Annotated in this window: 19 protein-coding genes; 4 read left to right on the plus strand and 15 right to left on the minus strand. The window is 49.1% G+C overall.

Translation table 11 applies throughout. The features are described 5' to 3' along the window. Positions 1–5: 5 nt before the first annotated feature. From hisG to hprK, 8 genes are all read right to left on the minus strand, one after another. Positions 6–647, minus strand: coding sequence for an ATP phosphoribosyltransferase (gene hisG, locus FZD51_RS06635; RefSeq protein ID WP_148974033.1), 642 nt, complete (start codon positions 645–647; stop codon positions 6–8). Further along, positions 644–1,828, minus strand: a complete 1,185-nt coding sequence (locus FZD51_RS06640; RefSeq protein WP_148974034.1) for an ATP phosphoribosyltransferase regulatory subunit — start codon at positions 1,826–1,828, stop codon at positions 644–646. Before FZD51_RS06640 ends, hisG begins: the two co-directional genes overlap by 4 nt. A gap of 98 nt (positions 1,829–1,926) precedes the next feature. Beyond that, a complete protein-coding gene (locus FZD51_RS06645; RefSeq protein ID WP_148974035.1) occupies positions 1,927–2,169 on the minus strand; it encodes a hypothetical protein in 243 nt (80 codons plus the stop codon). 63 nt (positions 2,170–2,232) lie between these two features. Continuing rightward, a complete protein-coding gene (locus tag FZD51_RS06650) occupies positions 2,233–2,766 on the minus strand; it encodes an acyltransferase (RefSeq protein ID WP_009793051.1) in 534 nt (177 codons plus the stop codon). Further along, complete coding sequence (ppaX, locus tag FZD51_RS06655; RefSeq protein ID WP_148974036.1) at positions 2,763–3,416, minus strand: pyrophosphatase PpaX; 654 nt, start codon at positions 3,414–3,416, stop codon at positions 2,763–2,765. Before ppaX ends, FZD51_RS06650 begins: the two co-directional genes overlap by 4 nt. Continuing rightward, positions 3,413–4,360, minus strand: coding sequence for a nucleoside recognition domain-containing protein (locus tag FZD51_RS06660; protein WP_148974037.1), 948 nt, complete (start codon positions 4,358–4,360; stop codon positions 3,413–3,415). The genes ppaX and FZD51_RS06660 overlap by 4 nt, the downstream gene beginning before the upstream one ends. A 35-nt stretch (positions 4,361–4,395) precedes the next feature. Continuing rightward, positions 4,396–5,214, minus strand: a complete 819-nt coding sequence (lgt, locus tag FZD51_RS06665; protein ID WP_148974038.1) for a prolipoprotein diacylglyceryl transferase — start codon at positions 5,212–5,214, stop codon at positions 4,396–4,398. A gap of 58 nt (positions 5,215–5,272) precedes the next feature. Further along, the gene (gene hprK / locus FZD51_RS06670; protein ID WP_009793047.1) at positions 5,273–6,202 is read right to left on the minus strand and encodes an HPr(Ser) kinase/phosphatase; all 930 of its coding nucleotides are present in this window, start codon (positions 6,200–6,202) and stop codon (positions 5,273–5,275) included. Between the two features lie 247 nt (positions 6,203–6,449). Here hprK and nagA point away from each other — a divergent pair, with 247 nt between their 5' ends. From nagA to FZD51_RS06690, 4 genes are all read left to right on the plus strand, one after another. Next, the gene (gene nagA / locus FZD51_RS06675; RefSeq protein ID WP_148974039.1) at positions 6,450–7,625 is read left to right on the plus strand and encodes an N-acetylglucosamine-6-phosphate deacetylase; all 1,176 of its coding nucleotides are present in this window, start codon (positions 6,450–6,452) and stop codon (positions 7,623–7,625) included. Further along, positions 7,625–8,350: a glucosamine-6-phosphate deaminase gene (gene nagB / locus FZD51_RS06680; protein WP_148974257.1), complete on the plus strand. Its 726-nt coding sequence runs from the start codon at positions 7,625–7,627 to the stop codon at positions 8,348–8,350. The genes nagA and nagB overlap by 1 nt, the downstream gene beginning before the upstream one ends. A gap of 12 nt (positions 8,351–8,362) precedes the next feature. Then, positions 8,363–9,088, plus strand: coding sequence for a GntR family transcriptional regulator (locus FZD51_RS06685; protein ID WP_148974040.1), 726 nt, complete (start codon positions 8,363–8,365; stop codon positions 9,086–9,088). Between the two features lie 869 nt (positions 9,089–9,957). Next, entirely contained in the window at positions 9,958–10,611 is a 654-nt protein-coding gene (locus FZD51_RS06690) for an N-acetylmuramoyl-L-alanine amidase (RefSeq protein WP_148974041.1), read from the plus strand. A gap of 562 nt (positions 10,612–11,173) precedes the next feature. Here the strand turns inward: FZD51_RS06690 and FZD51_RS06695 are convergent. From FZD51_RS06695 to uvrB, 7 genes are all read right to left on the minus strand, one after another. Beyond that, a complete protein-coding gene (locus tag FZD51_RS06695; protein ID WP_148974042.1) occupies positions 11,174–11,530 on the minus strand; it encodes a phage holin family protein in 357 nt (118 codons plus the stop codon). 65 nt (positions 11,531–11,595) lie between these two features. Beyond that, entirely contained in the window at positions 11,596–12,714 is a 1,119-nt protein-coding gene (locus tag FZD51_RS06700) for a DUF4097 family beta strand repeat-containing protein (protein WP_148974043.1), read from the minus strand. A 27-nt stretch (positions 12,715–12,741) separates the two neighbouring features. Further along, a complete protein-coding gene (locus FZD51_RS06705; RefSeq protein WP_187445647.1) occupies positions 12,742–13,062 on the minus strand; it encodes a magnetosome magnetite crystal formation protein family in 321 nt (106 codons plus the stop codon). A gap of 402 nt (positions 13,063–13,464) precedes the next feature. Next, positions 13,465–13,791, minus strand: coding sequence for a hypothetical protein (locus FZD51_RS06710; RefSeq protein WP_009793035.1), 327 nt, complete (start codon positions 13,789–13,791; stop codon positions 13,465–13,467). 82 nt (positions 13,792–13,873) lie between these two features. After that, entirely contained in the window at positions 13,874–14,593 is a 720-nt protein-coding gene (locus tag FZD51_RS06715) for an SGNH/GDSL hydrolase family protein (RefSeq protein ID WP_148974044.1), read from the minus strand. 126 nt (positions 14,594–14,719) lie between these two features. Next, positions 14,720–17,599, minus strand: a complete 2,880-nt coding sequence (uvrA, locus tag FZD51_RS06720) for an excinuclease ABC subunit UvrA (RefSeq protein ID WP_148974045.1) — start codon at positions 17,597–17,599, stop codon at positions 14,720–14,722. A 7-nt stretch (positions 17,600–17,606) separates the two neighbouring features. Continuing rightward, positions 17,607–19,586 (minus strand): excinuclease ABC subunit UvrB, encoded by a 1,980-nt coding sequence (uvrB, locus tag FZD51_RS06725; protein ID WP_148974046.1) that lies wholly within the window; start codon positions 19,584–19,586, stop codon positions 17,607–17,609. Positions 19,587–20,051: the final 465 nt, after the last annotated feature.

A 20,051-nucleotide genomic window follows, 5' to 3' on the forward strand; every position in this document is an offset into this window, starting at 1 on the left:
GCAAGCTATTGAGCTGCCTGTTCATTCACGACCCTGCTCAGCTTGCCGACAATTTCGCTGATGCGCTTGTCCTTGATCCGGTAGCTGACCGGATTGACAATCAGCCTGGATGTGATGCCGACGATCTGCTCGTACTCGACCAGTCCATTTTCTTTCAGTGTCCTGCCTGTTGACACGATATCGACGATCCTGTCGGACAGTCCGATCAGCGGGGCAAGTTCAATGGAGCCGTTCAGCTTGATGATTTCAACCTGCTCCCCCTGCTCGCGGAAATATGCCGCGGCCACATTCGGATATTTAGTTGCCACTTTTGGCGCCACTTCATTCATCTTTGTACCAGGAATTCCTGCTACAGCAAGATAGCAGGCACTGATTTGCAGATCGAGAAGCTCATATACATCACGCTCTTCCTCGAGCATAACGTCTTTCCCTGCTATCCCGAGGTCCGCCACCCCATGCTCCACATAGGTCGGTACATCCATCGGCTTTGCAAGGATAAATTGAAATCTTTCTTCTTCCACATCGATGATCAGCTTGCGCGAATCATCAAATTCGGGCGGCAGATCGAAGCCGGCCTGGCGCAGGAGCTCTGCAGCCTCCTCGAATATCCGCCCTTTCGGCATCGCAATTGTCAGCAGGTCCTTCATTGCTGCTCCTCCTTCCCGGCTTTTCCAACTAAAAAGGTAATATCATCATATTGGCTTGTGCACGCATCCAGATTTTTGACGCCGCTGATGTCCTGAAGCACAGCCTTGATCCCTGATTTCCGCATATCCTTCGCTTTTTCATAAGCCTCGCGCCTTCGCTCCGAGCTGAAGATGATGCAATGGAGCGGCTCTTTTTCCCCTGCTCCGCCAAGCGCTTCAAGCAGGCGGTCAAGCCGGATGGCAAAGCCGGTCGCCCCTGAAGATTTGCCGAATTTTTTCAGCAGGAGATCATAGCGGCCCCCATTGCCGATCGGAAAGCCGACATTCCCGGCGTATACTTCAAATAAAATCCCGGTGTAATAGCTCATATGGCTGACGAGCGTCAGATCGAGCTTGATTTTTTCACCTTCGCCAAAATCGGCCATGGTGTCCCACAGACGTTCAAGCTGGACGATCGCTTCCCTGCCTTTATCATTTTCAATCAGGCTGAACGCCTGCTCAATCGCTTCGCGGCCGCCCCTGAGCTGAAGGAAATCAAGGAGGCGCTGCTTATCTATAGAAGATAGCGGGAGATTCTTCACATGCTCCCGGTACCCGACATAATTTTTTTCATAAAGAAATCTCGTTAATTCATTGGCCCTTTCTTCTGTCCCAAGAACCTGCCGGAAAAATTCCTGTACAAAGCCGATATGTCCGACAGATAGCTGGAAGTCCTCCAGGCCCGCTTTTTTCAGCGAGCTGATTAGAAGTGCCAGGCCTTCGCCATCTGCGCTGATTGAATCGTCGCCGATCAGCTCGACGCCGATCTGCTCAAACTCAGCCGGGCGTCCGCCTTCTCTCTGCTGGGCCCGGTATACATTGGCTGAATAAGCAAGCCTTAATGGAAGGTCTTCCTTCAGGAGCCTTGATGCAGCCACCCGGGCAATCGGGGCTGTCATATCCGGCCGCAGCACAAGTGTATGGCCCTGCTGGTCCAGGAGCTTGAACAGCTGCTGATCAACTGTTGCCGAAGCCGAACCGACGGTTTCATAATATTCAAGCGCCGGTGTTTCCATAAACTGATAGCCCCAGCTCTTCATCTCATCTTCAATGGAAGAGCGGACCCTGCTTTTTGTTTCATATATTTCAGGCAATGTATCACGCATGCCTAATGGCTTTTCAAACATAAATAAACGGCTCATCGTATTCCACCTCTAAATCAAAAGTTCAGAATCCTTTAGTTCGCTAATATGTTATCGAATTGAAGTTAATAGTAGTTTATCGCTGTTTCCAGCAGGCGTCAACCATTAATGCTTATTTTCTGAAAATCGGGGGATGTATTCGCGGAAAAGCTTTTGAGGCAGGCGGTTACTGGGATTCGAACCGGTATACGCAGGGACTCAGCGGTGTTTATTGGCGGGATTTTTGTTTTATTTGCGGGAATCTGTATATATTTGCGGGTTTTGAGTTTTATTTGCGGGTGTCCAATTTTATTTGCGGCTTTCCCGATATATTTGCAAGTTACCATTTTTGCAGCTTTCACGATTTACCTGCCCCCTCCTCCAATTAAAAAAGCTCCATCAACCGAAGTCAATGAAGCTTTCTCTCACTCAGCCTGGCCGTAGATCGGATCATCCTGCCAGCGCTTTTGCAGTTCTTCTTTTGTATAAATGACGCGCATCGGGTTTCCGCCGACGAAACTGCCGGGCGGGACGTCCTTGTGGACAAGGGTCCCGGCGGAGACGATTGCCCCGTCTCCGATCGTGATGCCGGGCAGCAGGGTTGAATTGGCGCCGATCATGACTTCGCTGCCGATCTTCACCTCACCGAGGCGGTATTCACGGATTAAATATTCGTGTGCCAGGATGGTTGTGTTATAGCCGATGACCGTGTTGCGTCCGACGCTTATTTTTTCCGGGAACATTACATCCAGCATGACCATAAGCGCAAAAGATGTCTGATCGCCGACCTTCATTTTCAGGAATGTACGGTACAGCCAGTTTTTCAATCCGAGAAAAGGGGTGTACCGGGCCAGCTGTATGACGATGAAATTTTTTACAACCTTCGCGAACGGGACCGTTTTGTACACATGCCAGAGGGAATTGGCGCCCTCAACCGGATGCCTGACTGTCTTCCTCATCCTTTATAATCCTCCAGGATATCAAGGAGGTCAGCCATATTCTCCAGCATAAAATCAGGCTTGTACTGCATCAGATGCTCCCTGCCCTTAGCAGACCAGGCGACAGCGGCTGACTTGGTGCCTGCATTATGCCCGGCAAGGATGTCATGGTGGTTATCCCCCACCATGATAGCTTCTTCCGGACGGGAGCCGAGGAGTTCAAGCGCCTTGTAAATCGGCTCCGGATCGGGCTTTGGTTTTTCAACATGGTCCAGTGCCACTACAACTTCAAAGAACTGGTCCAGATTCGTCAGCTTCAGCCCTTTTTCCACGACAGGCATCACCTTCGTCGTTACGATGCCAAGCTTGTAGCCTGATTCCTTCAGTGTCCTGACTGTATCAAACACACCCTCAAACTCTTTGACAAGCACATCATGGTTCGCAAGATTGAACTCGCGGTATTTGCCGATCATCTCTTCAACCCGGCTTTCATCAATGCCGGCAAAAGTCTCATGCAGGGTCGGACCCATGAACGGAAGCACATCCTCCCGCTTGTATTTGTTCGGATAATACTCTTCAAGCGTGTGGAGGAATGAGCTGATGATCAGTTCATTTGTATCAATCAATGTTCCGTCCAGATCAAATAAAATCGTGTTTATGTTTTCGTTCACAAAGCAGCTTCCTTTCTATTGCTGGCCACTTGGGAGCGGCGGTTCCAGAAAAAGGCGACCGCCAATGTCAGTACAATGGCTGTGCCAAGGCGTATCAGGAGCAGCGGCAGCACCGGAATGCCGAGCGGGAGGAAAATAAGTGTATCTTCGATTACCGCGTGGCAAGCGACCAGGAAGATGAACGCGATGGTCACATCCTTCCTGCTGACTCCGTCCTCCTTGACAGCCTGTATCATGACTCCCGCCCCGTATGCCAGGCCAAAGATCAGGCCGGCAGCCAAAGTGGTCGAGGTATTCTCTTTCATTCCCAGCGCCCTTGTTGCAGGCGCCATCCATTTTGAAAAAATATCCAGCCATTTCAAGTCTTTCAGCAGCTGTATCCCAATCATCAGCGGAATGACGATGATGGCGAGCTGCAGAATCCCGAGACCCGCCTTGGTTACCGCTTCTAAAAGAATGGCAGCAACACCTGCTGACTGTTCTTCCTTCGCCGGGATCAGGCCGTACTGTGCAAGCTCAGAGCCGCCGCGCCATACCAGATTGATCACCACGGCAGACAGGATGGCCAGGCCGAAACGTACCAGCAGGATAATCCAGAGCTTAACGCCCACCTTGAGCGCCACACCGGATTCAATCAGGATATTATGCGAAAAGGACAGCATGACCGCAATGATGAATACTTCCTTCACCGAAAGATCCAATGTCAGGATGGCCCCGATGGCTGCGTACAGATTCAGGAAGTTCCCCAGCACAAGCGGAATGGCGGCATCGCCGGACAGTCCAAGCAGTCCCATCAGCGGTGTTATCATCTTGATTACCCAGGGAAGCACAGGCGTATATTGAAGCAGCGCAACGATCAGCGTGACAGGGAAAATGATTTTCCCCAGTGACCATGTCGTTTTAAGCCCTGCAGCTAAGCCTCGTTTGAGCGTGCCGAACAGCATGTTTCTCCCTCCCCTTTGTTTTTATGCTATAGAGCTTAAGCACTCTTATCCAAATACCTTTTGTCTGCATAGCCCTTCGTTCTTCTGATAACGATGAGCACTATGGCCCCGATGACCAGGACAATGGAAATAAACTGCGCCATCCTCAGGCTCTCAGTCAGCATCAGGCTGTCCGTCCTCATCCCTTCAACGAAGAAGCGGCCGAGGCTGTACCAGATGACATACGTAAGGAAAAGCTCGCCCCTGCGCAGATTCACTCTTCTTAAAGACAGCAGGATAACAAATCCGGCTATATTCCATAATGATTCATACAGGAAGGTCGGGTGGTAATATGTTCCGTTTATGTACATCTGATCTATGATGAACTGCGGAAGATGAAGATTTTCCAAAAACGCACGTGTCACTTCACGGCCATGTGCTTCCTGATTCATAAAGTTGCCCCAGCGGCCGATGGCCTGGCCAAGGATGATGCTCGGTGCGGTGATGTCAGCCAGCTGCCAGAAAGAAATGCCTTTTTTCTTCGCAAAAACATACGCAGTGATGACAGAGCCGATCAGTGCCCCGTGTATGGCGATGCCGCCATGCCAGATTTTAATGATCTCGGCAGGGTTTTGTGCATAATAATCCCATTCAAAAATGACATAATACAGCCTTGCAGACAAAATCGCGATCGGAATCGCCCACAGCATCAGATCGGCAAACAATTCCTTCTGCAGCCCGCGCTTTTCCCCTTCGCGCATGGCCAGCCATAAAGCAAGCGCAATCCCCGTACCGATGATCAGCCCGTACCAGTGAACCTGGATGGGACCGAGCGAAAAAGCAATCGGATCAAGCGGCTGAATATTTTCTTCCATAATCATTCTCCTTTTTTGCAGAATCCCCTTACAGAAACTCTCTATTTATATAGGTATACTAATCGTTGTCTCCGTCCTCAATCACATCAGAAAGACGGCTTGTGAATTGTTCGGCAGCATTGACGCCCATTCGCTTCAAACGGAAGTTCATTGCGGCCACTTCAATGATGACAGCGAGGTTCCGCCCCGGGCGGACCGGGATGGTCAGCCTTGTGATATCTGTGTCAATGATCTTCATTTTCTCTTCATCCAGGCCAAGGCGGTCATATTGTTTTTTCTGATCCCACAGCTCAAGATTCATAACGAGGGAAATGCGCTTATTGCTCCGGACAGCACCAGCACCGAATAAGGTCATCACATTGATGATGCCAAGCCCCCTGATTTCAAGCAAATGCTCAATCAGTTCCGGCGAGGTACCGACAAGATAATCTTCATCTTCCTGGCGGATTTCCACGCAGTCGTCGGCAACAAGGCGGTGTCCCCTTTTCACGAGCTCAAGGGCTGTTTCACTTTTACCGACGCCGCTCTTGCCCGTAATGAGCACGCCCACTCCGTATATATCAACAAGAACGCCATGCACCGCGGTCGTCGGGGCCAGCTTGCTTTCAAGGAAATTCGTCAAAAGGCCGGAGAACCTCGTCGTTTTCTGCTTGGAACGCATAACAGGCACCGCTTCCCTTTCCGAAGCCTCGATCAGCCCTTCCGGCACTTCCATATCCCTTGTAATGATGATGCCTGGCGTGATATCAGTGCAGAGGGATTCCATCCTGTTCTGCCTGTCTGCATCACTCAGCTTTTCCGCAAAGCTCATCTCAGTCTTCCCTATAAGCTGGATGCGCTCTGCAGGGTAATAGTCGAAAAAGCCAGCCATCTCAAGCCCGGGTCTGGAAATATCACTGGTTGTAATCGGCCGGCTGATCCCTTCCTCCCCGCTGATCAGCTCTAAATTAAATTTCTCGATGATGTCTTTTGTTCGCACTTTTGCCACGCTGTTGTCCTCCTTTTGCGGAATGCGCCTGATAAGGTCTATTATAAGTAATCGTTTCTTTCAATTGGAGAAACTAGACAATAAAGTTTCATCTTATTGTAGCATTTTTCCCCGCAGAACCAAATTGTGCTATCTGATTTTTTCAAAAACCTTTACATAAGGGATGCAAAATTGGTATAGACAACTATATCTGTTTATTTTATCATGGAAATATAAAATATCAGGATTCAGAACGGAGATGTGAGGCATGAGTTCCCTACTTTTAAAAAACAGCAGAGTGCTGACAGAGGATGGAATAATTGATAAAGGATATGTACTGGTTGAAGACGGCAAGATTAAAAGCTTCGGCCCAGCGGATGACCTTGGCGGCCAGTCTGCGGACCAAACGATAGAGCTGAATGCCGGTGCAACCCTGGCGCCGGGCTTTATCGACCTTCATATCCACGGAGCAGGCGGGGCCGATACGATGGACAGCACACCTGAAGCAATACAGACGATTGCCCGGACCCTTCCCGCTGAAGGGACAACAAGCTTCCTTGCGACCACTATTACACAGGAAAAATCCTTGATCGAACAGGCACTGGCCAATGCGGCAGCATACAAGCAGCAGGGAGCGGAGGCCGAAATGCTCGGCATCCATCTGGAAGGCCCATTCATCAACGAAAAACGTAAAGGCGCACAGCCGCTCGAGCATATCCTGAAAAGTGATGTTGAGTTATTTAAAACGTGGCAGGAAAAAGCAGGACAGCTGATCAAGCTCGTCACCCTTGCCCCAGAACTTGAAGGCGGCAAAGAGCTGGTCCGCCATCTTGCCGAAACAGGCGTGGTTGCTTCCATCGGGCATTCTGATGCTGACTATGAAGAAGTCAGGGAGGCTGTCGAAGCAGGTGCAACCCATGTAACCCACCTGTTCAATGGCATGAAGGGACTTCATCACCGTGAACCAGGCACAGCAGGCGCGGCCCTCCTCTTCAAAGAGCTGATCGTGGAAATGATCGCAGATGGAGTCCATGTGCGTCCAGAAATGATCAAACTTGCATTGAAAAGCAAGGGGATGGATGGAATGGTGCTGATCACCGACTCGATGAGGGCAAAATGCCTGAAAAACGGCACCTATGATCTCGGCGGCCAGGACGTCACTGTCAAGGATGGGATGGCCCTGCTTGAGGACGGCACACTGGCGGGAAGCATCCTGAAAATGAAGGACTCTGTTAAAAATATGACCAAGTTCGCGGATATCACATTAGCTGAAGCAGTCAAGCTGGCCAGCGAGAATCCGGCAAAGCAGCTGGATGTATTTGACCGCAAAGGCAGCATTGCAGAAGGAAAAGATGCAGATCTTACTGTACTGAACGAAAACATGGACATCGTACTGACGATCTGCCGCGGAAAAGTCGCATATAACCATTTGGAGGTAGAATGATGAAAATCGTCCAAGCAAAAGACTACCAGGATATGAGCAGGATTGCCTGCCAGATCATCCTGGAAAAAATCAAATCGGCTCCTTCCCTCACCCTGGGCCTTGCAACCGGCAGCACACCGAAAGGTCTTTACGATTGCTTAGCAGCGGATTATAAGGAAAACCGGACTTCTTATAAAAATATCCATACCGCCAATCTTGATGAATACATCGGCCTCCCGAAGGAAGATAAAAACAGCTATCATACCTTCATGATTGAAAATTTGTTCAAGCATATCGACATACCTTTGAGCCAGACTTATATTCCGGATGGCCTGGCTGCTGACCTGGCAGAGGAATGCAGGCGCTATGACAGGCAGATCAAAATGCTTGGGGGAATCGACCTTCAGGTGCTCGGCATCGGGCAGAACGGCCATATCGGCTTCAACGAACCGGGAACCCCCTTTTCAAGCAGGACCCATGTCGTAGACCTTGATAAAAGCACAATTGAAGCAAACAGCCGATTTTTCTCCAGCATAAAAGAGGTTCCGAACCAGGCCATCACAATGGGCATTGCCTCTATTCTGGACAGCAGGGAAATCATGCTGCTTGCATCAGGCAAATCAAAGGCCGAAGCCGTCTATCATCTATTGAACGGAAAGCCGGATGAAAAATTCCCTGCCTCCGCCCTCCAGCTGCATCCGCATGTGACAATCGTGGCTGACGCAGAGGCACTGCAAAAGGTATAAGGAGACATTCATATGATTGATAAAAATTCACCGATCCCTATCTATCACCAGCTGGAAGAACAGCTGAAAAAGCAGATCAGGGAAGGCACCCTGCAGGAAGAAGAAGCCATACCATCCGAACGGGAATATGCGGAGCAATTCCAAATCAGCAGGATGACAGTCAGGCAGGCCATCAGCAATCTTGTCAGGGAAGGCCTCCTTTATCGGGAAAAAGGCCGCGGCACATTCGTCCACAAACAAAAAGTCGAGCAGGAGCTTCAGGGGCTAACAAGCTTTACGGAAGATATGGTGATGCGCGGGATGAAGCCGAGCAGCCGCACCCTTTCCTTCCAGACACTGCCCGCTCCAGGCGGCATAGCATCACGCCTCCAGATTGCAGAGGGCAGCCCAGTCTATGAAATCACCAGGATCCGCCTGGCCGACGGACTCCCCATGGCAATTGAAACCAACTATATTCCTGAGACGCTCATGCCCGGCCTGACAGAAGAGGACCTGAGGAATTCCCTTTACGAATACGCAGAAACCCGCCTATCCCTGTCCATTGCAGAAGCTGAACAGGAGATCGAAGCAGCCGGGGCCAAAAACCGGGAGGCAGGACTTCTCTCCATACAAGAAGGCTCCCCCATCCTCCTCATCCTCCGCACAACCCGGCTCTCCGACGGCACCCCCTTCGAATTCGTCCAATCCGCTTATCGGGCTGACCGGTATAAATTTGTTCATACAATGCGGAGGGTGTGAGGGTTTAGCGGTTTTTGTATCAGTATAGAATGGGAGATGTGCTTCTTCATGGGGACGTGTTAAGTTACTCAACTCGGTTTGCTCTTATATTTAAGGGAGCCTTTCAAAGCAGCTTTAGGTTGCCCAATCAATTATTAGAAGCTCTGTTGATCGGAGTGGAAGGCACGAAGACTCCTGCGGGAAATAGCGGCAGAGCTGAGACCCCGCAAGAGCTTGCTCTGAGGAGGCTCAGCGCCGCCCCGCGGAAAGCGAAGTGCCTGCAGCGCAGATCAACAGCCCCATTCAAAGAGAGCTAAAGTCTCCCTTTTGCTAATGCAAATAAATTCTAAAAACCCTGTTGATCGGAGTGGAAGGCACGCAGACTCCTGCGGGATTGCAGCGGCAAAGCTGAGACCCCGCAAGAGCTCGCTCTAAGGAGGCTCAGCGCCGCCCCGCGGAAAGCGAAGTGCCTGCAGCGCAGATCAACAGCCCCATTCAAAGAGAGCTAAAGTCTCCCTTTTGCTAATGCAAATAAATTCTAAAAACCCTGTTGATCGGAGTGGAAGGCACGAAGACTCCTGCGGGATTGCAGCGGCAAAGCTGAGACCCCGCAAGAGCTCGCTCTGAGGAGGCTCAGCGCCGCCCCGCGGAAAGCGAAGTGCCTGGAGCGCAGATCAACAGCCCCATTCAAAGAGAAACATTGAGGTCTTTCGCTTTTCCTTAAGCCAAACAAATTATAAGAAACTCTGTTGATTGCACCGTCAGACCTGTCCCCACAGAAACCAAAGTGCCTGCAACGGAATCTTCCTGAAATTTTTTCATCCCCACCATGTCCTAAATCCCCATTTCCCCCTATATAGTAAATGAACAATCATTTAGGAGGGAAACAAATGAAAATCTTACTCGACGCAGGACACGGCTACGAAACCCCTGGAAAAAGAAGCCCCGACGGATTCAGAGAATACGAATTCAACCGCCAGGCCGCCCACTACTGCCGCAAAATTCTTGAACTGGCCGGATTCACCGTCATGGACTCTCATTCCGACGAATGGGACATCCCATTATCCGAAAGAACCGGAATGGCTAACCGCTGGAAAGCAGACTGCTATGTCTCCATCCATGCCAATGCTTACGGAGCAGGCTGGAACAGCGCAAACGGAATCGAAACATACGTCCACACCTCCCGCCCTGCAGAAGCACTTAAACTCGCCCAATCTGTCCAGGCACAGCTCGTAAAAGAAACCGGCCTGGCCGACCGCGGAGTCAAAGCCGCAGACTTCCATGTATTAAGAAAAACCACCATGACAGCCATCCTCATCGAATGCGGATTCATGACCAATAAAACAGAATGCGGTCTGCTGCAATCCAAAGAATACCAGCAGCTCTGCGGAGAAACCATCGGCATGGCACTCCTATCATTTTACAAACCAGCCGGCGGCCTCTACAAAGTCCAGGCCGGAGCCTTCTCTCAACTAAAAAACGCCCAATCCCTCGCCGGAAAACTAAGAGAAAACGGCGTACCGGCTTATATTACTTATTCCTAGGAATCAAAATAAAGAGCGGGCCCCGCATTGGGAGACCGCTCTTCTTTGTTGAAAAAGGGTACGTTTTAAGGATCTTCGGTACCCTTCGAACTTTCAATCTATTTAATACACTACCTGCGTAAATAATGATTATACGGCTGCCAGGAGTGAAAAAAAGTTTGAAACCCTGTTGATCGGAGTGGAAGGCACGCAGACTCCTGCGGGAGATAGCGGAAAAGTTGAGACCCCACAGCGCGCAGCGCGAGGAGGCTCAACTCCGCCCCGCGGAAAGCGAAGTGCCTGCAGCGCAGATCAACAGGCCCATTTAAGGAGGGGGTGTAGTCTCTCCTTTTTACTAATGCAAATAATTTCTAAAAACCCTGTTGATCAGAGTGGAAGGCACGCAGACTCCTGCGGGAGATAGCGGAAAAGTTGAGACCCCACAGCGCGCAGCGCGAGGAGGCTCAACTCCGCCCCGCGGAAAGCGAAGTGCCTGCAGCGCAGATCAACAGCCCCATTACCAGCAGTAACCTAACTATTTTCACACAAAAGGGGTCTTTCATTATTAGGCCACTCTCTTTAGCTACTTTTCCTTCCTATCCATAACCGTCCTCTGAATAACCAAATTAACAACCGCCATAATCACAGCCACCAAAAAAGCCATCCCAAACCCATCAATCTCAAAAGAACTCCCCATAATTCCATCAGTCAAAAGCAGTGTAACAGCATTAATAACGAACAGGAACAAGCCAAGCGACAAAAGCGTCACAGGCAAAGTCAAGATAATCAGAATCGGCCGCACCAGCACATTCAGCAGCGACAAAATAAAGCTTGCCCCCAATGCTGCACCAAAGCTTTCTAAATAAAACGAATCACGGAAAAATCCTGCCAGAGCGGCAAATAAAACAGCATTGATCAAGATGCCTATCAGCCATCTCACGGTCCATCACCTCTTTTATGGATAAAAGCCAGAAGCATCGCTTCTGGCCGCAGCTTATTCTTATATTATTTAACAAAATCCCCAGTTTTAACAGCAATTGAACCTGTCTTGGTCTTAGCCCTTAAATCGATGGCAGCTGCAGGATCTTTAACAGACTGGAATCTGAGCATTTTCTGCACCATTTCTGATTTCTCCTCCACTACCTGGATTCCATCCAGCTCAAGCTGGAAGCCTCCTAGATTAGTTCTCAGATCACCATTCACAGGCGTTCCGGATGGAAGATACACGTCGACTGTCCCGGTGACAGCTTCAGCTTCGAGGCGTTCACATCTGTCTCCTTTAACATGAACCTGGATATTGCCGTTAAAAGATTGAAGATCAGCACTTTTATAATCTCCGGCTACTTTTATAGCCCCATTGACAGTCTCTGCTTCAATATGATCCATTGTGCTGTCAGTCACTGTGATCTGGCCATTTCCTGCCTCAGCTTCAAGGTGGCTTCCATTAAGCTTTTCCAGCGTAATTTTTCCGTTCGCTGACTTGACCTTCAGTTTTTTCACAGCCAGGTCGCTGCCTTCTACCGGTCCATTGAACATCCTGATCCGGATGCTGTCATACTGCTCTTTTGGAATATATACGGCTGCCTCGACCTTCATCCACTTTTGCTGCGCCGAAAACAGCAGCCGGCCATTGTCCGCCGTAAAAAGGACATCCCTTAAAAAGTTCTGGCGGGCTTCATCATGGTTTTCACCGCGGTACACCTTAGCACGGCAGTCAATGCGAACATCATTCTGTTCCCAGGGAATCAGCGTCAGTTTCCCATTCGCCACTTCCATTTCAATTTCAGATAATCTGACATCGTTCTGCTGGAACACATGAGATATTTCAAATGCAGGGCCGAAATTGAAATCCAAATCGGCATCCTTAATCTTCTGGAAAGCGGTATCCACAAACTCAATGATTTTTTCCTTCGCATAGTGGAATTTATATTGGGCCGTATCCTGCTGCTGTTTCTTCGCTTCTTCAAAAAAGGTCTGGCTGCCCCATTCACTATGAAGCTTTTCCTCTTTTTTCTCCATCGTTTTCGATGCCTTCTCAAGCTCTTCAAGCAAAAGAAGCGCCTCCTCAGCACGCAGGCTTCCGTCCTCGACCATTTTTAAAATCCTTTTTCTTTCATCTTTCATGTTATTGCCTCCTCGATATAGTATTCACTATTCACTTGCAGCCAATATCTGTACGCCTTTGACAATATTCCAGACTACAACAATCAAGCTAAGAATTACAGAAAGGCCGATTCCAATCAGGAAAAAGACCGGAACTTCGTTTGGATTGGAAAAAATCTCAAAAGGGATGGCCAGAAAAATGACCGGCAAGGCAATCAAAGGGATCAGATGAGACAAAAATGCCTTTTTAGCATGCATTTTTACGAAAGGATTTTCAGATGCAAAGAAAACCACGAGCGGAAAAATAAATCCTGCAAAAAACACACTAAAATAGCTTAATGCCGAAAGCACCTTTTTAGAATCCATCATTTTCAACTCCTTGATAATACTTACGCACGGGCGCTTTAAAAGTTTCACTGAAGCTGAAAATAATGAAGTGAATCATGATTTTTCAAAATAGCAAGAAAGGAAAGATATTCGGACTACATTTATAAAATCAACCCGAAAAGAGGACAAATTAATGTACGTTTGCAGTATCGTAATACCTGGAGTAATATTTATTAGCAGCTTTTTCTTTTTATTAGCAAGTTTCCCGATATATTAGCAACTTTTTCATTTTACTAGCAACTTTCCCAATATATTAGCAACTTTTTCATTTTATTAGCAACTAGCCACATATTGCTTTCCTGCCCCAAACCAACAGCTTCGCCTGCTCCAGAGCTCTACAAAAAAAGAAGCACTGCTTTCCCCAGTGCCTCTTCTTATAAAGCTTTAAACCGTTTTCGCGGCTCCCTTCCTGCATACTTCATCAATTTTATGGACAAACATCTGAAATACCTTGCGCTTTTCTTCCAGGTCCCGGATTGAGCCCTTCAGCTCGTTATATTTTTCCTCAAATGGGCGGTGGTACTGCTCGCGGATGGTTTCAATGATCTCATCATTGACCGTTGATTGTATAACCTGCTTTGTTATCCCGTATTTGTATGTATACACCTGTAATTCTCTTTTGACCTCTTCATAATCCTGGTTGATCTGGTCTAATACCTTGGAAATATCTTCTTTCCATTCATTAAGGGAATCTTCGATATAAGAATGCATGGGCTGCCCCCCTGTAAACTCTTTTTCTCTATTATAAGGGCTGCAGTTTACAGCCCTTTTTCTTTTCGTTTACAGAGTGGTGTCAATCTTCCTGCAGACTGCTATATTCGTGCGCCACCCGGTCTGCAATCAGGTCATATCCGCGGGCATTGGGATGCAGGGAATCATAGAAATAGAGATTTTTCTTCTTGCCCTGAAACAAATCGTCCGTAGGAACCCAGCTTACATGAGGATGGCTGGCAGCTGCTGCTTTTACTTTCTCGTTCCAGCCCTCTATGATGCTGCCGATCTTTTCATTGCCTGGATAGGGATTATAGAGGCCAAGCAAAAGGATGGGACTCTCAGGATTATTCCGCTCTGTCCAGCGGACTATTTCTTCCAGGTTTCCCCTATAAATATCTTCTGCCTTCTGAAGCCTTTCTCTGTGAAGCGGTGCCAGGTCCCCGCCATTTGCATGAAGCAGGTCATTTGTGCCGATAAAAATGATGATGGTGTCTGCCTCCTGCACCTCTTTTAAAACAGCCGGGGTATTCAGCTGCCTTTTGACGTTCAGGGTATCCTGTCCATAGACTCCAAAGTTTTCAACTTCGAAGTTTTCCTCATATATCTTGTCCAATTTTTCCTCAAGCCTGCCGGTATACCCTTTTCCGCTTTTATCTCCATATCCGTAGGTGAGGGAATCCCCGAGTGCCACGATTTCTGTCCCGCCATCATGCGAAACAGTATTTTTTGCCTGGATGGCGACAGCGGATCCAATTAGCAGTATAAAGCTGATAATAATCCAAATATATTTCTTCATCATGAACCTTCCTTTTCTAATTAAGGTTCATTTACCCGATTCATCAGCAGGCAATCTGGCAATTTTCAGCAGGAATTCCATCATACTAAAAAAGCGGGCCCGCAGTAATTGCGGAACTCGCTTTTGGGTTTATGCTTTTGATACGCTTGTTTCTCTTTCTTTGACCAGCTTCTGCATGCGGATGCGGTCCCTGTCCAGGATAGGCTTTAGATATTTGCCGGTATAAGAGCCTTCTGCTTCAGCCACTTTTTCCGGAGTGCCCTGGGCAATGATGGTTCCGCCTTTATCGCCGCCCTCTGGTCCAAGGTCGACTATATAATCGGCAGCCTTGATGACATCGAGATTATGCTCGATGACCAGGACTGTATCCCCGTTTTCAACAAGTCTCTGCAATACAGTGAGCAGCCTGGAGATATCATCGACATGGAGCCCTGTCGTCGGTTCATCCAGTATATAGAAAGAGCGGCCGGTTGACCTGCGGTGGAGCTCTGAAGCCAGCTTCACACGCTGAGCCTCTCCTCCGGACAATGTGGTTGCCGGCTGGCCGAGCGTGATATAGCCAAGGCCCACGTCATAGATTGTCTGGAGCTTTCGGCTGATCTTTGGAATATTTTCAAAGAATTCAAGTGCATCCTCTACTGTCATATCAAGGATATCGGAAATATTTTTCCCTTTATACTTAACTTCAAGAGTTTCGCGGTTATAGCGTTTCCCGTGGCAGACCTCGCATGGGACATACACATCAGGAAGGAAATGCATCTCAATCTTAATGATTCCGTCTCCCCGGCATGCCTCGCATCTTCCGCCTTTAACGTTGAAGCTGAAGCGTCCCTTCTTGTATCCGCGGACCTTTGCTTCATTGGTAGAGGCAAATACGTCGCGGATATCGTCAAAGACGCCGGTATAAGTTGCCGGATTGGAGCGTGGTGTCCGCCCGATCGGCGACTGGTCGATGTCTATGACCTTATCAAGATGCTCGATCCCTTTGACATCCTTATGCTCACCTGGCTTTGTTTTAGCTTTATGAAGCTTTTGCGCCAGGGTTTTATGGAGGATCTCATTGATCAGCGTACTTTTCCCGGATCCGGAAACACCGGTGACAGCAGTAAACGTGCCAAGCGGGAATTTGGCATTTACGTTTTTCAGGTTGTTTTCCTGCGCACCCTTTATTTCAATGAAGCGGCCGTCGCTTTTTCTCCGTTCAAGCGGCAGCGGGATAAATTTCTTCCCTGACAAATACTGGCCGGTCAAGGAATTCGGATCATCCATTACCTCTGCCGGTGTCCCCTGGGAAACAATCTGGCCGCCGTGGACACCAGCTCCCGGGCCGACATCAATAAGGTAGTCGGCCGCGATCATCGTATCCTCATCATGTTCAACGACTATGAGCGTGTTCCCGATATCACGCATATTCTTGAGTGTATCGATCAGCCTGTCATTGTCGCGCTGGTGAAGGCCGATTGACGGCTCGTCCAGGATATACAGGACACCGGTCAGGCGGGAGCCGATCTGAGTCGCAAGACGGATGCGCTGAGCTTCCCCTCCTGACAGCGTGCCCGCTGCCCGGCTTAGTGTCAGATAGTCCAGTCCCACATTGATGAGGAATCCGAGCCTTTCTTTTATCTCCCTAAGAATCAGGTTGGCAATCTGCCTTTCTTTTTCAGAGAGAATTACATGTTCAAAAAAGTCTTCTGCCTCTTCGATGGACAGAGATGTAATCTTCCCAATATGCTCCCCTGCAATCAGCACAGCTAGACTCTCCTGTTTCAGGCGGTTCCCTTTACAGGCCGGGCAAGGGTGCTGGGCCATATACTTTTCCATCTGTTCGCGGATATAGTCGGAGCTTGTTTCCTTGAAGCGCCTTTCCACATTTCGGATCACGCCTTCAAACTCAATAAAGTTTTCCCTTACCTGGCCAAAATCGTTTTCATAGCGGAAATAGATTTTTTCCCCTTTTGCTCCGTAAAGAAGCTTATCAAGCAAATACTTCGGTATATCCTGTACAGGCATGTCCATGTCAATTCCCAAATGGCTGCTGACTGCCTCAAGCAGCTGAGGGTAATATTGGGAGCTTGTCGGCTCCCAAGGGGCGATGGCATGCTGCCTTAAAGATAGTCCTCGATTTGGAATGACAAGATCAACATCCACTTCAAGCTTGCTGCCGAGCCCGTCACAGGATGGGCAGGCGCCGAATGGGCTGTTGAAGGAGAACATTCTCGGTTCAAGCTCGCCGATGGAGAAGCCGCAGTGCGGGCAGGCATGGTTTTCGCTGAAGAGGAGCTCTTCCTCTCCGATCACATCAATGATGACCTTGCCTTCACCGAGCTTAAGCGCCGTTTCAAGGGAGTCAGCCAGCCTTGCTGCCACGCCCTCTTTTACGACTACGCGGTCAATGACCACTTGTATGCTGTGTTTCTTATTTTTTTCCAATGTGATGTCTTCACCAAGGTCATGCATTTCGCCATTGACTCTGACACGGACATAGCCTTGCTTTTTCACATCCTCAAGAACCTTGACGTGGGTCCCCTTCCTGCCCTCAACGACTGGAGCGAGGACCTGCATCTTCGTTCTTTCCGGATATTCCATGATCCTGTCGACCATCTGCTCGATTGTCTGGGAGGATATCTCCACATTATGGATCGGGCATGTCGGACGGCCGACCCTGGCGAACAGCAGCCTCAGATAATCATAGATTTCCGTCACGGTGCCGACAGTCGATCTCGGGTTCCTGCTTGTTGTTTTCTGGTCGATGGAGATTGCCGGCGACAGCCCTTCAATGGCATCGACATCAGGCTTATCCATCTGGCCGAGGAACTGGCGCGCGTATGCGGAAAGAGATTCCACATAGCGGCGCTGCCCCTCTGCATATATCGTATCAAAGGCCAAGGATGACTTCCCGGATCCGGAAAGCCCCGTCAGCACCACGAGCTTATCCCTCGGGATGGTGACATCAATATCCTTCAGGTTATGGGCCCTGGCGCCTTTTACAATCAGTTTTTCCATTGCCATCAGTTCGTCATCCTTCCGCTTTCAGCTCTAATAATAGATCACGAAGCTCGGCAGCCCGCTCGAAATTGAGCGCCTTGGCCGCTTCCTTCATTTCCTTTTCCATATTTGCGATCAGTTTATCGCGTTCTTTCTTCGTCATTTTTGCCGGTTTGGCTGGTGCAGCATAGTCGGCCTGCTCCTCGGCAGCGTGGGTGGCGCGGATTACATCGCGGATTTCCTTCTGGATCGTCTGCGGTGTGATGCCGTGCTCCTCATTATAAGCTTCCTGGATTTCCCGGCGCCTTTTCGTCTCGCTGATCGCCAGCTCCATTGAATTGGTGATCTTGTCTGCGTACATGATGACATGGCCGGATGCATTCCGGGCCGCGCGCCCGATTGTCTGGATGAGGGACCTCTCTGAACGGAGGAAGCCCTCTTTATCTGCATCAAGAATGCTGACAAGGGAAACCTCCGGAATGTCGAGCCCCTCCCTCAGGAGATTGATTCCGATCAGTACATCATATTTTCCAAGGCGGAGCTCACGGATGATCTCAATCCGCTCCAGCGTCTTGACCTCTGAATGGAGATACTGTACCTTTATGCCGATTTCCTTCAGATAGTCGGTCAAGTCCTCTGACATTTTTTTCGTCAGGGTCGTAATGAGGACCCTCTCATTCTTCTTTACCCGATCATTGATTTCGCCAATCAGGTCATCGATCTGGCCTTCAATCGGGCGCACCTCGATCGTCGGATCAAGCAGCCCTGTCGGCCGTATGATCTGCTGGACCATTTCCGGCGTATGCTCTATTTCATATGGACCCGGGGTTGCGGAAACATATACAATCTGATTGATATGCTTTTCGAATTCCTGGAAGGTGAGCGGCCTGTTATCCATCGCGGATGGCAGCCTGAATCCATGGTCCACAAGGACTGATTTCCTGGCCTGGTCCCCGTTGAACATCCCCCTGACCTGAGGAATCGTAACGTGTGATTCATCGACGACCATCAGGAAATCGTCAGGGAAATAATCAATCAGCGTATATGGAGTCGATCCGGCCGGACGGAGAGTCAGATGGCGGGAATAGTTCTCGATCCCTGAGCAGAAGCCCATTTCCCTCATCATCTCCAGGTCATAGCGCGTCCTCTGTTCCAGGCGCTGAGCCTCAAGAAGCTTGCCGTTTTCACGCATTTCCTCCAGGCGCTCTTCCAATTCCTTTTCAATATTGCCGATTGCAATTTTCATCTTTTCCTCGCGTGTTACGAAGTGGGAGGCCGGGAAGATGGCAACATGGTCACGCTCGCCCATGATTTCTCCGGTCAGCGCATCCACCTCACGGATCCGGTCAATCTCATCACCGAAAAATTCGACCCGCATGCAATGCTCATCCCGTGAAGCCGGGAAGATTTCCACCACATCGCCGCGGACTCTGAAGGTCCCCCTCCGGAAATCGATATCGTTCCGCTCATACTGGATATCAACAAGGCGGCGCAGAAGCTGGTTCCGCTCAATTTCCATCCCTGTCCTCAAAGAGAGCACAAGCTCCTTGTATTCCTCAGGTGAACCGAGGCCGTATATGCAGGAAACACTGGCGATGATGATAACGTCCTTCCGTTCAAAAAGCGAAGAAGTTGCCGAGTGGCGCAGCTTGTCAATCTCATCATTGATGCTTGCATCTTTTTCAATGAATGTATCTGTCTGGGGCACGTATGCCTCAGGCTGGTAGTAATCATAATAACTGACAAAATACTCTACAGCATTGTTCGGGAAAAAGTCCTTGAACTCACTGTAAAGCTGGCCAGCCAGTGTTTTATTATGGGCAATGACCAAGGTAGGCTTGTTAACCTCTTTAATCACATTGGAAATGGTAAACGTCTTACCAGTACCGGTCGCACCCAGCAGGGTCTGATGCCGCTTGCCGGAGCGGATGCCCTCGACAATCCTGCTGATGGCCTCTGGCTGATCGCCCTGGGGCGAATATTTTGAGACTAATTCAAATTGGTCCTTCACAAAAAAAGCCTCCTGTTCAAGAAGTTGATTTTAACATTTTATCTATATTTGCAGGCAGGCATACCAGTAAGCAAGCACCTTGCTTCCGAAGCCCCTGTTCTTTGAATGGTTAAGCGATCCTGAATGCACGTGATGATTCCTGCTGAAGTTATATTATAGAAGAAAAAGGTCTGAAGCCTTGTACGAAGCTGAAAAACTCATATCCTCATTCTACCACAAAGCACCTGAAAGAAACCAGGAATATGCGAACGGATATTCGTTTTCCATGAAATAGCATACGATGATTAACAAGGCTCCTGCCCGAAACGGCTCGATTCCTGCCGAATAAAGGTTAATCAAACGTTTGATTAAATGCTGGCCCGGCCCCTTAAAGCAGGAATATTTCCCGCGAAATATGTCGGCGGGAAATATAGATGTAGAAGACAGCTGAAAGCCTTGCTTGCCAAATAAAATAACCTGCCCGAT

Source organism: Bacillus infantis (assembly GCF_008180445.1).
GTDB lineage: Bacteria > Bacillota > Bacilli > Bacillales > Cytobacillaceae > Bacillus_AB > Bacillus_AB infantis_B.

What these genes read in the sequence shown, in the direction of transcription:
- FZD51_RS06660 (WP_148974037.1), bottom strand. Translation starts at nt 4,360, where the DNA reads ATGCTGTTCGGCACGCTCAAACGAGGCTTAGCTGCAGGGCTTAAAACG.
- nagB (WP_148974257.1), top strand. Translation starts at nt 7,625, where the DNA reads ATGAAAATCGTCCAAGCAAAAGACTACCAGGATATGAGCAGGATTGCC.
- hisG (WP_148974033.1), bottom strand. Translation starts at nt 647, where the DNA reads ATGAAGGACCTGCTGACAATTGCGATGCCGAAAGGGCGGATATTCGAG.
- FZD51_RS06705 (WP_187445647.1), bottom strand. Translation starts at nt 13,062, where the DNA reads ATGATGGATTCTAAAAAGGTGCTTTCGGCATTAAGCTATTTTAGTGTG.
- uvrA (WP_148974045.1), bottom strand. Translation starts at nt 17,599, where the DNA reads ATGGCAATGGAAAAACTGATTGTAAAAGGCGCCAGGGCCCATAACCTG.
- FZD51_RS06700 (WP_148974043.1), bottom strand. Translation starts at nt 12,714, where the DNA reads ATGAAAGATGAAAGAAAAAGGATTTTAAAAATGGTCGAGGACGGAAGC.
- FZD51_RS06650 (WP_009793051.1), bottom strand. Translation starts at nt 2,766, where the DNA reads ATGAGGAAGACAGTCAGGCATCCGGTTGAGGGCGCCAATTCCCTCTGG.
- FZD51_RS06640 (WP_148974034.1), bottom strand. Translation starts at nt 1,828, where the DNA reads ATGAGCCGTTTATTTATGTTTGAAAAGCCATTAGGCATGCGTGATACA.
- nagA (WP_148974039.1), top strand. Translation starts at nt 6,450, where the DNA reads ATGAGTTCCCTACTTTTAAAAAACAGCAGAGTGCTGACAGAGGATGGA.
- lgt (WP_148974038.1), bottom strand. Translation starts at nt 5,214, where the DNA reads ATGGAAGAAAATATTCAGCCGCTTGATCCGATTGCTTTTTCGCTCGGT.
- FZD51_RS06690 (WP_148974041.1), top strand. Translation starts at nt 9,958, where the DNA reads ATGAAAATCTTACTCGACGCAGGACACGGCTACGAAACCCCTGGAAAA.
- FZD51_RS06710 (WP_009793035.1), bottom strand. Translation starts at nt 13,791, where the DNA reads ATGCATTCTTATATCGAAGATTCCCTTAATGAATGGAAAGAAGATATT.
- FZD51_RS06685 (WP_148974040.1), top strand. Translation starts at nt 8,363, where the DNA reads ATGATTGATAAAAATTCACCGATCCCTATCTATCACCAGCTGGAAGAA.
- FZD51_RS06715 (WP_148974044.1), bottom strand. Translation starts at nt 14,593, where the DNA reads ATGATGAAGAAATATATTTGGATTATTATCAGCTTTATACTGCTAATT.